The organism is Segatella copri, from assembly GCF_026015295.1.
GTDB lineage: Bacteria > Bacteroidota > Bacteroidia > Bacteroidales > Bacteroidaceae > Prevotella > Prevotella copri_C.
Genome location: NZ_JAPDUW010000001.1, coordinates 2620830 through 2635338, shown reverse-complemented (window position 1 = coordinate 2635338; position 14509 = coordinate 2620830). Strand labels below are relative to the sequence as shown.

Genomic DNA, 14509 nt, shown 5'->3' with positions numbered 1-14509 from the left:
TAACGATGAAACAAAAACCTGATTTAAGTTTCTGGAAGCTCTGGAACTTGAGCTTCGGATTTTTCGGAGTGCAGATTGCCTACGCCCTACAGAGCGCCAACATCTCCCGAATCTTTGCAACGTTGGGTGCTGACCCACACAACTTGAGTTATTTTTGGATTCTCCCTCCTCTGATGGGAATTCTGGTTCAGCCTATCGTGGGCACGTTGAGCGATAAGACGTGGTGCCGCTTCGGTCGCCGCATCCCTTATCTCTTTGTGGGTGCTACGATTGCCGTCCTGGTGATGTGCCTGCTCCCGAACGCCGGTTCGCTCGGACTGACCGTGAGCGGTGCGATGCTCTTCGGACTGATAGCGCTGATGTTCCTCGATACGAGCATCAACATGGCGATGCAGCCGTTCAAGATGCTGGTAGGCGATATGGTAAATGAAAAACAGAAGGCAAAGGCTTACTCTATCCAGAGTTTCCTCTGCAATGCCGGTTCTGTAGCCGGATATATCTTCCCGTTCCTCTTTACCTTCCTCGGTATCAAGAATTATGCTGAGAAGGGTGTGGTTCCTGATTCTGTCATCTGGTCGTTCTATATCGGTGCGGCTATCCTGATTCTCTGTGTTATCTACACCACAATGAAGGTGAAGGAGTGGAATCCACAGCAGTATGCGGAGTATAATGAAGCGAAGAGTGAAGAGGGAGGCGTGAAGAATTCTAATGCTGAGCCTTCTGAAGACAAGGCCGGTTGGATTACTTTGCTCCGCAAGGCGCCATCTACCTTCTGGAAGGTGGGACTGGTTCAGTTCTTCTGCTGGGCTGGTTTCCTTTATCTCTGGAATTATTCTACGGGAGCCATCGCTGAAACCGTATGGAATACGACCGATCCTGCTTCTGAAGCATTCCAGGAGGCAGGCAACTGGGTGGGCATTCTCTTTGCAGTTCAGGCGGTAGGTAGTGTTATCTGGGCTGTCGTTCTCCCTCAGTTTAAGAATACGAAGGTGGCATACGCTGTCAGCTTGATTATTGGTGGCGTGGGCTTTGCTCTCATTCCATTCCTGCACGACCAGTACTTGCAGTTTATCCCATTCCTGATGATTGGTGCCGGTTGGGCTGCTATGTTGGCGATGCCTTTCACCTTTGTTACCAATGCTTTGCAGGGATATGGTCACATGGGTGCTTATCTCGGTCTGTTTAACGGAACCATCTGTATCCCTCAGATTGTGGCTGCCATCTGCGGTGGAACTATCCTGAGTCTGGTGGGTTCTCGTCAGAGCGATATGATGATTGTGGCAGGTATCCTGCTGATTGCGGGTGCGCTGTCTGTGAGCATCATCAAGGATAAGAAATCAGAATAAAATGAGATGAACGATTAATTGATTGTTTCTACGGAGTGAGGGTTGTGCAAACGTTTGCACGATTTGCGAGAAAAAAATATGCAAATTTCAGATACGTTTTTCGCTCGTTTTTCTTACCTTTGTAGCATCAAACATAAATTATAACATTTTCAAGAGCCTTTAAGAGTCTTATGACAGTACAGTTTAATATTGAATATAAAGCAATGTTCGGCGAACAGATCGTCGTAAACATTCAGACGGAGGAAGGTGAACTGAAACTTCCTCTCGAGACAACAGATGGTGAAAGATGGGCATGCGACTGGTGTGTTGAATCACCAGAAAAATCGTATACCTATTATTATAGTGTAGAACGTGAAGGAAAAGCAGTCAAGACCGAATGGCTTATGATTAAGCATCAGCTCGATGTAAATGCCAAGAAGGCTGCGGTTTATACCCTTTACGATCATTGGAAGGTTATGCCTGAGGATGCTTACCTCTACAGCAGTGCCTTTACCGATTGCATCAATCATCAGGTTCCACAGGAGATGAAGCCGGAAACGGGCAGCAAGATTGTGCGTCTGATAGTCCGTGCTCCTCAGCTTCGCGATGGTGAGCGTCTGGGTGTATTGGGTGCAGATAAAGCATTGGGCGCTTGGGATGTGCAGAAGATTCTTCCGATGACTCAGCATACCTATAATGAATGGGTGGCTGATATTGATGCGGCTCATCTTGAGGGCAGTCATCTGGAGTTTAAGTTCGTAGCTTTCAGAAATACGAAGAACGATTTTCTCTGGGAAGCCAGCATGAACAGAACCGTGGATTTGCCGGAGATGAAGGCAGGTGAGTTGGTATCTTATGAACTCGACCAGGCTTTCTTCGCTCTGTATAACCGCAAACTTGCCGGAACGCTGGTGCCTGTGTTCTCATTGCGTACCAGAAAGAGTGCCGGTATCGGTGACTTCGGTGATCTGAAGGTCATGATAGATTTTGTGGCTTCTACCGGTCAGAAGGTGCTCCAGCTCCTTCCTATCAATGATACCACCATCACTCATACATGGACCGACAGTTATCCATATAGCTGCATCAGCGTCTTCGCCATTCATCCGCAGTATGCCAACCTTCATGCTCTTCCTGAGTTGAAGGATGCAAAGGCTCGTGCTGAGGCTGAGAAGACACGTGCTGAGTTGAACGCACTGGATAAGATAGACTACGAAAAGGTAAATGATTTCAAGATAAATTACTTGCGCCAAATCTTCAATCAGGAAGGTGAAAAGATGATGAAGACAGCCGAATACAAGGCTTTCTTCCAGGATACTAAACAGTGGTTGGTTCCTTACGCCCAGTATTCATACCTGCGTGATAAGAATGGTACGGCTGATTTCAACCAGTGGCCAGATCTTCAGGTATGGGATGAGGCTGAACGCAAGGCACTTACCGACCCTAAGACTGCAGCTTACAAGAACGTGGCGTTCTTCTATTTCGTACAGTTCGTACTGGACCGCCAGATGCAGGAGGCTCACGAGCATGCCAAGGCTAAGGGCGTTATTTTGAAGGGTGATATTCCAATCGGCGTAAACCGCAATGGTTGCGATGTATGGATGGAACCAAAATACTTCAACCTCAATGGTCAGGCGGGTGCTCCACCTGATGACTTCTCTGCCAATGGTCAGAACTGGGGATTCCCTACCTATAACTGGTTTGAGATGCTGAAGGATGGCTGCCAGTGGTGGAACCGCCGTTTCCAGAACATGGCAAGATATTTTGATGCTTACCGCATCGACCACGTATTGGGTTTCTTCCGTATCTGGGAGATTCCGGTAAGCAGCGTGCATGGTCTGCTCGGACAGTTTGCACCTGCGCTCGCCATGAGCCGTGAAGAGATAGAAAGCTATGGTTTGCACTTCCAGGATGACCGTTTTACCCGTCCGTTCATTACTGATTGGGTATTGGACCGTGTGTTCCATGAGCGTGCCGGCGAGGTAAAGGAGAAGTATCTCGACCGTCTGGATGACGAGCGTTATCAGATGAAGCCTGAGGTAGATACCCAGCGCAAGGTAGAGGCTCTCTTTGCTGATGTAACAGATGAGAAGGAACTTTGGCTGCGTGATGGCTTGTATGCCCTGATCAGTGATGTACTCTTCGTACGTGATCATACCAACCCTGGCGTCTTCCATCCACGTATCTCAGCCCAGCTTGACTTTATCTACGAGTCGCTCTATGATAATGACAAGGCTGCATTCAACCGTCTTTACAATGACTACTTCTATCGCCGCAACAACCAGTTTTGGTATCAGGAGGCGATGAAGAAGTTGCCTAAGCTGGTTCAGGCTACCCGCATGCTGGTTTGTGCCGAAGACCTCGGCATGGTGCCAGACTGTGTGCCTTGGGTAATGGACGAGTTGAAGATATTGAGTCTGGAACTCCAGAGCATGCCAAAGGATCCATCGGTTAAGTTCGGACATCTGAGCCGTAATCCATACCGTTCTGTATGTACCATTTCCAGCCATGATATGCCTACTCTGCGCATGTGGTGGGATGAGAATATCCAGCGTACCCAGGAGTATTACAATACGATGCTCTACCGTCAGGGACCAGCACCTCATCCACTCCCAGGCTGGTTGGCTAGTGACATCATCAGCCGCCATCTCACCTCTCCATCCATGCTCTGCATATTGAGCATCCAGGACTGGTTGGCTACCGATGAGGCTCTCCGTCTGCCAGATGCCAATGCCGAGCGTATCAATATCCCGGCTAATCCAAAGCATTACTGGCGTTACCGCATGCACCTCAACATAGAGGATCTGGCTGCTGACAAGCGTTTCGTGCAGAATATCACAGAGATGATTTCGCAGTCTGGAAGAGTCTAACTAACATGATTATATATACCGTGCAAACGTTTGCACACTCATTTGCAGAAAAATACCCTCCCAAAACGTGGAGGGTATTTTTGTTTTTTGTATCTTTGCACTATCTTAAGAATAAACAGATAATGATTGAGATAAACTAACGAAGATTCAAAAACAAGAATAAACAACAACTGAACAGTATGAAAAAACTGAATGTATTAGTGATGGGGCTCTTGCTTCCTATGTTGGCAGCAGCCCAGACCGTAAAGTCGCCTAACGGCAACGTCTCGGTAACATTCTCTTTGACCGAAAAGGGACAGCCTACCTATGAGATGAGCTATAAGGGAAAGACTGTATGCAAGCCATCCCACTTAGGATTGGAACTGGCTAAGGATAAACATGCCTCTAAGGGCATGGAGGAAACCAGCCTGATGGATGGTTTTACTGAAACTGGCAGCAAGACATCGACTTTCGATGAAACCTGGAAGCCGGTATGGGGCGAGACCGCTACCATCCGCAACCATTACAACGAGATGGAGGTAAACCTGAACCAGGCTGCTTCCAAGCGTAACATCACCATCCGTTTCCGTGTGTATGATTATGGTATGGGCTTGCGCTATGAGTTTCCACAGCAGGAAAGTCTGAACTATTTCGTCATCCAGGAGGAGCATACCCAGTTTGCCATGGCAGGCGATCATACAGCCTATTGGATTCCGGGCGATTACGATACCCAGGAGTATGACTACAACATTACTCCATTGACAGGCATTCGCCCAATTATTGCGAAAAACCGTGAAGCTTACAAGAGCAATTCATCTACCACCGTCTTCTCTGATACCGGTGTTCAGACCTCTCTCCAGATGAAGACCAAGGACGGACTCTACATCAACATCCATGAGGCTGCCTGTCTGGATTATCCTACCATGCACCTCAATCTGGATGAGAAAACATTGACCTTCGAGTCTTGGCTTACTCCTGATGCCGTGGGCAGAAAGGGATTTATCCAGACTCCATTCAATACCCCTTGGCGTACCGTGATGGTAAGTGATGATGCCCGTGATATGCTTTCATGCAAGTTGACATTGAACCTTAACGAGCCTTGCAAGATTAAGGATACATCCTGGATTCATCCTACCAAGTACTGCGGTGTATGGTGGAACATGATTGTAGGCACCAAGACCTGGAGCTATACCAACGATCTGCCATCTGTGCGTCTCGGCGTTACTGATTACAGCAAGTGCAAGCCTAACGGTACTCATGGTGCAACCAACGAGGAAGTGAAGCGCTACATCGACTTTGCAGCCAAGAACGGTTTGCAGGAAGTATTGGTAGAAGGCTGGAACGAAGGTTGGGAAGACTGGTTCGGTCATCAGAAGCTCGATGTCTTCGACTTCGTGACTCCATATCCTGACTTCGATATCAAGATGCTCAACGAGTATGCTCACTCTAAGGGCGTGAAACTGATGATGCACCACGAGACATCTTCTGCAGCTCTCAACTACGAGCGCCACATGGAAGATGCCTTCAACCTGATGAACAAATATGGTTATGATGCCGTGAAGACCGGTTATGTGGGTGATATCATTCCAAGAGGTGAGTATCACTACAGCCAGTTGATGAACAATCACTACCAGCGTGTCATCGAGACCGCTGCCAAGCATCATATCATGGTAAATGCCCACGAGGCAACCCGTCCTACAGGTATCTGCCGCACCTGGCCTAACCTGGTGGGCAACGAGAGTGCACGTGGTACAGAATATGAAGCATTTGGCGGTAACAAGTCTTATCATACCGTGATGTTGCCATTCACCCGTCTGCAGGGTGGTCCGATGGATTATACTCCTGGTATCTTCGAGACCAAGCTTTCTGAGTGGAGCAACAATAAGAGTTATGTTCATACCACCCTTTGTGGTCAGCTTTCTCTCTATCTCGTAATGTACAGTCCTTTGCAGATGGCTGCCGATCTTCCTGAGCATTATGAGAAGTACGATGATGCCTTCCAGTTTATCCGCGACGTAGCTTGCGACTGGGATGACTCCAAGTATCTGGAGGCAGAGCCAGCCAAGTATATCACCGTAGCCCGCAAGGCTAAGGGAACCGACAACTGGTTTGTTGGTGGCAAGACTGATGCAGCCCGCACAGCCGTAGTAAAACTCGACTTCCTGGATAAGGGCAAGAAGTATGCTTGCGCTATCTATCAGGACGGCAAGAATGCTGACTACGAGAAGAACCCTAAATCTTATCAGATCATCCACAAGACTGTGAAGAAGGGTGATGTTTTGAAGATTAATGAAGCACGTGGTGGTGGTTTCGCCATCTCTTTGCTCGCTAAATAAGCCTATAATTTCCGTATTTCCGTCCAACTGTCCGGTTGGTCGGAAATACGCTAAAAATGAGCGTAGATAATCTGTCACAGTTTTCTTCGCTCAGTTCGCTTTAATGTCCTGTATAACAACAACTTAACAATATGAATATCCAAAAACTAATAATTGCAGCATTGACAGCAACCGTTTTACCAACTTCATTGAATGCCCAGCAGACATTCAATGAGATGATGTATTCCAAGGAGAAAACCATGTTTATCCTGAATGCTCCAACAGCCCAAAAGTCTTCTGTAACTCTCCGACTTTATAAGCAAGGTCAGGGAGGAAAGGCTTATAAAACACTGAAAATGAAGAAGTTGGGTGATGAACGTTGGGAGGCTACAGTCAAGGGCGACCTCAAGGGAAAGTTCTATACCTTTGATATTGGCAAGGGTGAAACACCAGGTACATTTGCCAAAGCAGTAGGTGTGAACGGAAACCGTGGCGCCATTGTAGATTTGTATGATACCGATCCATCTGGATGGGATAAGGACGTGCGTCCTGCTCTGAAATCGCCAGCCGATCTCGTTGTCTACGAGCTTCACGTGCGTGATTTCTCCATTTCTCCTACATCCGGCTTGAAATATAAGGGTAAATATCTCGCCCTCACCGAGCCTAAGGCCATCGAATATCTCAAGAATCTGGGCATCAACGCCATCCACTTCCAGCCTGTATTCGATTTCGCTTCTATAGATGAGACCCGACTCGACAAACCACAGTTCAACTGGGGGTATGATCCGAAGAACTATAATGTGCCGGAAGGCAGTTACGCTACCGACCCTTATTCTCCAGCAACCCGCATCAAGGAGTTCAAGGAGATGGTGATGGCGCTGCATAAGGCAGGCATTCGAGTGATTTTCGATGCCGTATATAACCATACTTTCGATATCAACGGCAGCAATTTCCAGCGTACCTATCCTGATTATTATTATCGCAAGACCAAGGATGGTAAGTATTCTGACGGTTCAGGCTGTGGCAACGAGACTGCTTCTGAAAAGCCTCTCATGCGTCAGTATATGCTGGAGAGTGTGAAATATTGGATAGACGAATATCATATCGATGGTTTCCGTTTCGACCTGATGGGCGTTCATGACATCGAAACCATGCAGGCTATCCGTGAGATGGTAAACCGCATCGATCCTAGCATCTATATTTATGGTGAGGGATGGAGTGCAGGCAGCTGTGCTTATCCTACCGAGAAACTGGCGGTGAAGGCGAATACCCAGCAGCTCAAGGGCATCGGTGCTTTCAGCGATGATATGCGCGATGCGCTCCGTGGTCCTTTCTCTGATGACCATCAGGGTGCGCTCCTGGCTGGTCTTACAGGTCAGGAGGAGAGCCTGAAGTTCGGTATTGTGGGTGGCATTGCTCATCCGCAGGTGGATATGACAAAGGTGAACTATGACAAGAAGCCTTGGACCAACAATCCTACCGAGCAGATCAGTTATGTAAGCTGCCATGACGATATGTGTCTGGTAGACCGTCTGAAGGCAAGCATCGCATCTCTTACCGACAAGAATATCCCTGAAGCAATACGTACTGCCGAGTTGCTCCGCATCGATAAGCTTGCGCAGACCTGCGTCTTCACTTCCCAGGGTGTTCCTTTCATCCTTGCCGGCGAAGAGATGCTCCGCGACAAAAAGGGAGTACACAATAGCTATAATTCTCCTGACAGCATCAACCAGTTTACCTGGACCAATCTGCAGAAGTATCCGCAGGCGTTTGCTTATTATAAGAGTCTCATCCAGCTCCGCAAGAATCATCCTGCCTTCCGTCTTTCAACAGGCGATAAGGTACGTCAGTATCTGGAGTTCCTGCCTAGTCAGGATGCCAATGGCAACAAGCAGACTTGCCTCGTAGGTTTCCAACTCAAGAATCTGGAGGGCATTGATGCCTGGAAGAACATCATCGTGATCTATAACTTCAATAAGGAGGCAAAGAAGATGCAGATTCCTGAGGGTAATTATACTGTGGCTTGCTGCAACGGTGTGATTAATGAGGAAGGCTTAGGCTTTGTTTCGGGAAAGGATGTTGAGGTTGCCCCTCAGTCAGCCTTGATACTTTATCAGAAATAGTTTATATATATAATAAGGTGTAATATGAAAAAGATAATAGCTTCTTTATTGCTTATGAGTAGTGCAATAAGTATGAATGCGGCGGTCAACGTGAACCGCATTGAACCTACCGACTGGTATGTGGGCATGAAAGATGCTTCACTCCAGCTGATGGTGTATGGCAAGGATATCAAGAATGCCGATGTAACGGTAGACTATCCGGGTGTAAAGGTAGACAGCATCGCCCGCCTTGATTCTCCTAATTATCTCCTGGTTTATCTTAACCTCAATGGAGCAAAGGCTGGTGAGATGACCCTCAACTTCAAGCAGGGCAAACAGTCGAAGAAGGTAAAGTATGTGTTGAAGAACCGTGAGATGGCGGGCGACAAGCGCATCGGTTTCTCTAATGAGGATGTGCTCTATATGCTGATGCCAGACCGTTTTGCCAACGGCAATCTGAAGAATGATGCCTTTAAGACGATGCGTGATAAGACCTGCAACCGTGCAGAGCCTAGTCTGCGACATGGTGGCGACCTGGAGGGAATCCGTCAGCACTTGGATTATTTCAACCAGTTGGGTGTAACCGCCCTGTGGTTTACCCCGGTTTTGGAGAACGACAGTCCAAGTAACGGCAAGAACAGCAGTTATCATGGCTATGCTACCACCAATTACTATCGTGTAGACCCACGTTTCGGAACCAATGCCGATTATAAGCAGCTGATAAATGAGGCTCACAAGAAAGGTTTGAAGATAGTGATGGATATGATTTTCAACCATTGCGGCTTCGAGCATCCTTGGGTTGCCGATATGCCTTCAAAGGACTGGTTTAATAAACCAGAATGGCTGGCTCCTGAAAATCAGACTGCCGAGCATCAGAAGAACATCGGTACGGTGGATGGCGCTGCTAAGGTGAACGATAAGTATCTGCAGACCAGTTATAAGCTGACTCCGGTACTTGACCCATACGCCAGCAAGGTTGATCTCACAGAAACCGTAGATGGCTGGTTTGTTCCAACTATGCCTGACCTCAACCAGCGTAACCCACACGTTATCAAGTATCTGATTCAGAACAGCGAGTGGTGGATAGAGAGTGCAGGTATCGACGGCATCCGTATGGATACCTATCCTTATGCCGACCGCGATGCGATGGCACACTGGATGAAGGTGCTAGGCGAGGAGTATCCTCACTTCAATACCGTAGGCGAGACTTGGGTAACCGAACCTGCCTATACTGCAGCATGGCAGAAGGACAGTAAGCTTTCAGAGAAGAACAGCTATCTGCCAACCGTTATGGATTTCGCTTTCTTCGACCGCATCAATAGTGCAAAGAAAGAGGAGACCGATGACTGGTGGAACGGCATGAACCGTCTCTACAACGTGTTCTGCTACGACTATCTCTATCCTAATCCAAAGAGCGTAATGGCATTCATCGAGAATCATGATACCGACCGCTTCCTGGGTGAAGGCAAGGATACCCTGGCTCTGAAGCAGGCGTTGTCATTGCTTCTTACCATCAATCGCACTCCTCAGCTCTATTATGGTACAGAGGTGCTGATGAACGGTACCAAGAGTGTAACCGATGGCAATGTACGCAAGGACTTCCCTGGCGGTTGGGCTGGTGATAAGCACAATGCCTTTACAGCTGAGGGTAGAACACAGGCAGAGAATCAGATGTTCAACTGGCTCAGCAACCTGTTGCACTGGCGCCAGGGCAATGAAGTGATTACCAAGGGCAAGCAGATCCAGTTCTGTCCTCAGAAGGGTGTTTACGTAATTGCCCGCCAGTATAAGGGTAAGAATGTGATGACGGTGATCAACGGCAAGAACGAGGCAAACGAGCTGAATGTTTCCCGTTATGCAGAGATTATCGGTTCTCATGACAAGGCTACGGATGTTACAAACGGTCGCACCGTTCTTATCAACAAGAACGTGAAGCTCCGTCCTCGCCAGAGCATGATTCTCGAGTTCTAAAACGCAAGTATATTCCTATATGAACGTTCCTAGAGTTGTAAATTTACACTTCTAGGAACGTTTTTTTCTTGATAAAAATTCTTTCGTTTCATTTTTTCTTCGTACTTTTGCAAGCAGAAGTTTAAAAACTTAATAAAAATGGATGAAGAAATAGGCAAATGGCTATTAGATATATCCAAGTATATAATTACTGCTTATATCTTATCGCAAATGTTTGGTAAAGATAATGATTCCTGGTGGTCATTTATTGGTGCAGTCTTATTGGCTGTTCTATTGTTTGCATTAGGATATTATTTAATTAAAAAAGGAAAAGATAAAAATAAGAAAGGGAAGTAAAATGAGTAATGGATTATTAGCAATGTATATTTTCCTTGCTGTGTTCGCAACAGGATTAGTTATTTATTCTAAAATGTCTGATAGAAAAAGACAGGAGAAATAAGTATGGATACAGGATTGTTTATTATGTATGGCTTTTTGTTGCTTTTGGCAGCAGGAATATTTATTTATGCCAAAATTGATGATCGCAAAGAACAGAAAAGGCAATAATTATGGATTACGGATTATTAGGAATGTATATATTTCTGGCTTTGATTGCTGTTGGTTCTTTCATTTACGTTAAGATAGAAGACAGAAAAGAACAAAAGAATAGTTAATGATTAGATATATTCTTTCTATAATAAGCATTCTTTTCGTTACCTTGAGCAGTTGGGCGCAAGGTGGGTTGCCTAGTCGCTATAATGTAAGCTATCTCAATATGGCTGCAGGTATGCCGAATAATTTTGCTGATGATATCTTTCAGGACTCTTACGGCTTCGTATGGATCAGTACGCATGGTGGTGGACTGGTGCGCTACGATGGTTTCAATTTCATGAACTTCGGTTTGGGTTCTGTAGGAATCAGTCTGCGAAGCAACAGTTGCCGTAATGTCTGCGAAGATCCGTTCAAGCGCCTTTGGGTGGCTTTCGAAGAAGGTCCGCAGGTGCTCGACCTCAAAACGATGCAGCCTGTTGTTCCACCTTGTGAGAACAGCCAGGTAGAGGCAAAACTCAACAAAGTATTCAAGAACCTTTGCACCCGAACATATTGTGATGCAAAGGGCAATATATGGATGCTTTCTTTCAACCAGCTTACCCGTTTCGGCTTTAACGAAAAGGGCGAGGTGAACAGCGTCTTGTCCACATCCTATCCTTATAATGCTCCCGACCTCGGAATCTGTGATGTCTATCGCAGAGGAACGGTTGTATTATGCAACGATGGAGTAGTGAGCGAGTTTTCTGTGAAGAACAATCAGCTCGTAGCAAAGAATATCTCATCCCTGTTTCCTCCGCTCGAAGGCTGGTATGCCGGTGCCATCATCTCATATCATGGCAAGATATGGATGGGTACGAATCGCGGACTGTTTAATAGTGGCAAGCAGGAATTCCATTGCTCTGCTAACGACCATTCGCTCCAGCACGAAGTAGTGACGAGCCTTGCCGTTTCTCCAGATAACAAACTTCTGGTCGGAACGCTCTGTGGCGTAGATATCTTCAATGATAAGACCGGAGAGATAGAACATTGGAACACTGCTACGGCTGTGAATCCGCTGAGCAGCAACTTTATCAACAGTCTTTTCTCAAAGAACGGACAGATATGGGTAGGCTCCGAGACAGGTGGTGTTATCAAGTTGGCTCCACGTCAGCTGAATTTGGAATTCTACCGTCACGACCCCGCCACCCCGGGCAGTATCTCTCCTAATGCTGTCAATGCCATGTATGCGGCAGCCGACGGAACCCTGTGGGTAGGAACCGTAGAGGGAGGTCTCAATGCCTTGACTCCAGGCAGCATGAACTTTGTTCATTATACGGTGGCAAATTCCGGTTTGCCGCATAATACCGTCTCGGTTCTTGCAGCCGATAACCGCAATCAGCTCTGGATTGGTACCTGGGGAAGGGGCTTTGCAGTGATGAATCTCAGTCAGCCGGGCAAGATTATTCCTCTGGTGATAGATGCTAAGCATCAGCATTTACTCAACTTTGCCGGTGCTTTGGCTTATGATCCTATCAATGATGGTATGTGGCTCGGAACCAATGACGGCCTCTTCTTCTATGATATGAAGCGCCGTCAACTCATCGAACCTTTCAAGGGATGCCTGAATGTGCGCGGCTGCATCGGTTCTCTGATAACCCGAAAGGGCAAACTCCTGATGGGTTGTGTGCGGGGAATGGTAGAGGTCGACCTCAAGTCGCGTCCTCATGGCAAGGGCGATTTCGCTGTGACGTATCATCAGTATAAACTCGACAATCCGAAGAGTGGAGTCTTCGATAAGATATTGTCTTTCTGCCAGGCTAAGGATGGAAAGATATGGATGGGCAGTAACGGTTACGGTCTGTATTGCTATACCAGCGATAAAAACGGAAAGACTCAAGTGAAGTCGTATACCACCAATAACGGACTTGCCAACAATATCGTGAAGGGTATTGTAGAGGATAACCAGGGTATGTTGTGGATAGCTACCGATAACGGACTCTCTATCTTCAATCCGAAGACCGAGGCATTCTGCAGTTTCTCCCGTGAAGACGGTCTGATCAGTTCGCAGTTCTATTTCAATGGTGCCATCCGCAATGCCAAGGGCGAAATATTCCTGGGCACCGATGCGGGTATGATGGCTGTAAAGGGCATAAACCGTTCTGTGCATCAGACGGGTAAGTTGTGCTTTACCGAACTTCTGGTAGATAACCAGCCTGTCTTTGCCGGCAGCGATTATCTGGAAGAAGACATTTCTATTGCCAGAAAGTTGCGTATCCATGAGAGTGATAAGTCGTTCACCCTCTTTTTCTCAGCGCTCAATTATGGCTGCGAGACACAGGGCGTGTACCTTTATCGCATGAAGGGATACGAGAATGAGTGGGTTCAACTCAAGGCTGGTCAGCATAGTGTGCGTTATTCCACTCTGCCAGCTGGAGACTATAAGTTTGAGGTGAAATATATCCCATCTATCAATTCCGACAAGGAGCAGGTGATCTCTGTAGAAGTTCAGATTACTCCTTATTTCTGGAAGAGCTGGTGGTTTGTTACCCTTATTATAATAGGTATCATCGCCTTGCTCCAATATGCTTATGTGCGCCGTCTCAACAAGATGCGCGAAGAGGAAGTAGAGGCTCTGTACCGTCCTATTGAGGCTGCGATGAAGGAAAGTGATGAACCTGAAAAGTTGCAGAGTCGCATCCAGATGATTCTGCAGAACCAGAAGCGTTATCAGGACAGTCAGAAAAAGAGCATTGAGGCTGACAGGAAGATGGTAGAGGAGACTATGCGTCCATTCATGGAAGAAGTGATGGATGTGATGGAGAAAAATTACGATAATTCGGAGTTTGGTGTACAGGAACTGGCAGATACCTTGGGTATATCCCGCAGTGTACTGAGCAAGAATCTCTCCAAGGAGACAGGCTTGCCAACAGCCCAGTTTATCCGCAACTACCGTCTCGACATCTCGCGCAAGATGATGGCTGATAAAACTTCCAACCGAAATATAACGGAGATAGCCTACCGTGTAGGCTTCAACGATCCGAAGTATTTCACCCGTTGCTTCACCAGGCAGTTTGGCATCTCGCCGACTGCATATAAGGATCAGTTGGATTCTCAGGGTTCAGATATGGCATAGTTCTCCTTGGATTCTTCGGAGAAAGAATGTTCCTGGATGTGATAATTTGTTAAGTAAATAAAATAAAACTGAGGGGCTACTTGATATAAGTCAAGTAACCCCTTGTTTTGTATGTGTGGGTACACAACTGGTGGATAAGCACGTAATATCCTTAAAAATCCACTGTTTATGCGTTTTGTCCACCTATAAAACCCAATTGTCCACCCAATATAATCCGGTTAATTGTACTTTTGCCACTGAAATTTGATGGTTGATGTCTAGTTTAGCTGACATTTATCATTTCATCCGCAACCTAAAAATAGAGAAC

The 14509-nt window shown here is 46.7% G+C and carries 7 protein-coding genes; all 7 read left to right on the top strand.

All coding sequences use genetic code 11. The features are described from left to right. Positions 1–5: 5 nt before the first annotated feature. The 7 genes from ONT18_RS11160 (at position 6) to ONT18_RS11130 (ending at position 14202) form a co-directional block, all read left to right on the top strand. A complete protein-coding gene (locus tag ONT18_RS11160; RefSeq protein ID WP_264905621.1) occupies positions 6–1346 on the top strand; it encodes an MFS transporter in 1341 nt (446 codons plus the stop codon). Between the two features lie 170 nt (positions 1347–1516). Continuing rightward, positions 1517–4192, top strand: a complete 2676-nt coding sequence (locus ONT18_RS11155; RefSeq protein WP_264905619.1) for a 4-alpha-glucanotransferase — start codon at positions 1517–1519, stop codon at positions 4190–4192. A 179-nt stretch (positions 4193–4371) separates the two neighbouring features. After that, positions 4372–6507, top strand: a complete 2136-nt coding sequence (locus tag ONT18_RS11150) for a glycoside hydrolase family 97 protein (RefSeq protein WP_264905617.1) — start codon at positions 4372–4374, stop codon at positions 6505–6507. Positions 6508–6638: 131 nt separating this feature from the next. After that, on the top strand, positions 6639–8609 hold the full coding sequence (gene pulA / locus ONT18_RS11145) for a type I pullulanase (RefSeq protein ID WP_264905615.1): 1971 nt from the start codon (positions 6639–6641) through the stop codon (positions 8607–8609). A 24-nt stretch (positions 8610–8633) separates the two neighbouring features. Next, positions 8634–10559: a glycoside hydrolase family 13 protein gene (locus ONT18_RS11140; protein WP_264905613.1), complete on the top strand. Its 1926-nt coding sequence runs from the start codon at positions 8634–8636 to the stop codon at positions 10557–10559. 138 nt (positions 10560–10697) lie between these two features. After that, entirely contained in the window at positions 10698–10895 is a 198-nt protein-coding gene (locus ONT18_RS11135; RefSeq protein WP_118066256.1) for a DUF6722 family protein, read from the top strand. 316 nt (positions 10896–11211) lie between these two features. Then, on the top strand, positions 11212–14202 hold the full coding sequence (locus tag ONT18_RS11130; RefSeq protein WP_264905611.1) for a two-component regulator propeller domain-containing protein: 2991 nt from the start codon (positions 11212–11214) through the stop codon (positions 14200–14202). The last annotated feature ends 307 nt before the right edge of the window (positions 14203–14509 follow it).

What these genes read in the sequence shown, in the direction of transcription:
- ONT18_RS11160 (WP_264905621.1), top strand. Translation starts at nt 6, where the DNA reads ATGAAACAAAAACCTGATTTAAGTTTCTGGAAGCTCTGGAACTTGAGC.
- ONT18_RS11155 (WP_264905619.1), top strand. Translation starts at nt 1,517, where the DNA reads ATGACAGTACAGTTTAATATTGAATATAAAGCAATGTTCGGCGAACAG.
- ONT18_RS11150 (WP_264905617.1), top strand. Translation starts at nt 4,372, where the DNA reads ATGAAAAAACTGAATGTATTAGTGATGGGGCTCTTGCTTCCTATGTTG.
- pulA (WP_264905615.1), top strand. Translation starts at nt 6,639, where the DNA reads ATGAATATCCAAAAACTAATAATTGCAGCATTGACAGCAACCGTTTTA.
- ONT18_RS11140 (WP_264905613.1), top strand. Translation starts at nt 8,634, where the DNA reads ATGAAAAAGATAATAGCTTCTTTATTGCTTATGAGTAGTGCAATAAGT.
- ONT18_RS11135 (WP_118066256.1), top strand. Translation starts at nt 10,698, where the DNA reads ATGGATGAAGAAATAGGCAAATGGCTATTAGATATATCCAAGTATATA.
- ONT18_RS11130 (WP_264905611.1), top strand. Translation starts at nt 11,212, where the DNA reads ATGATTAGATATATTCTTTCTATAATAAGCATTCTTTTCGTTACCTTG.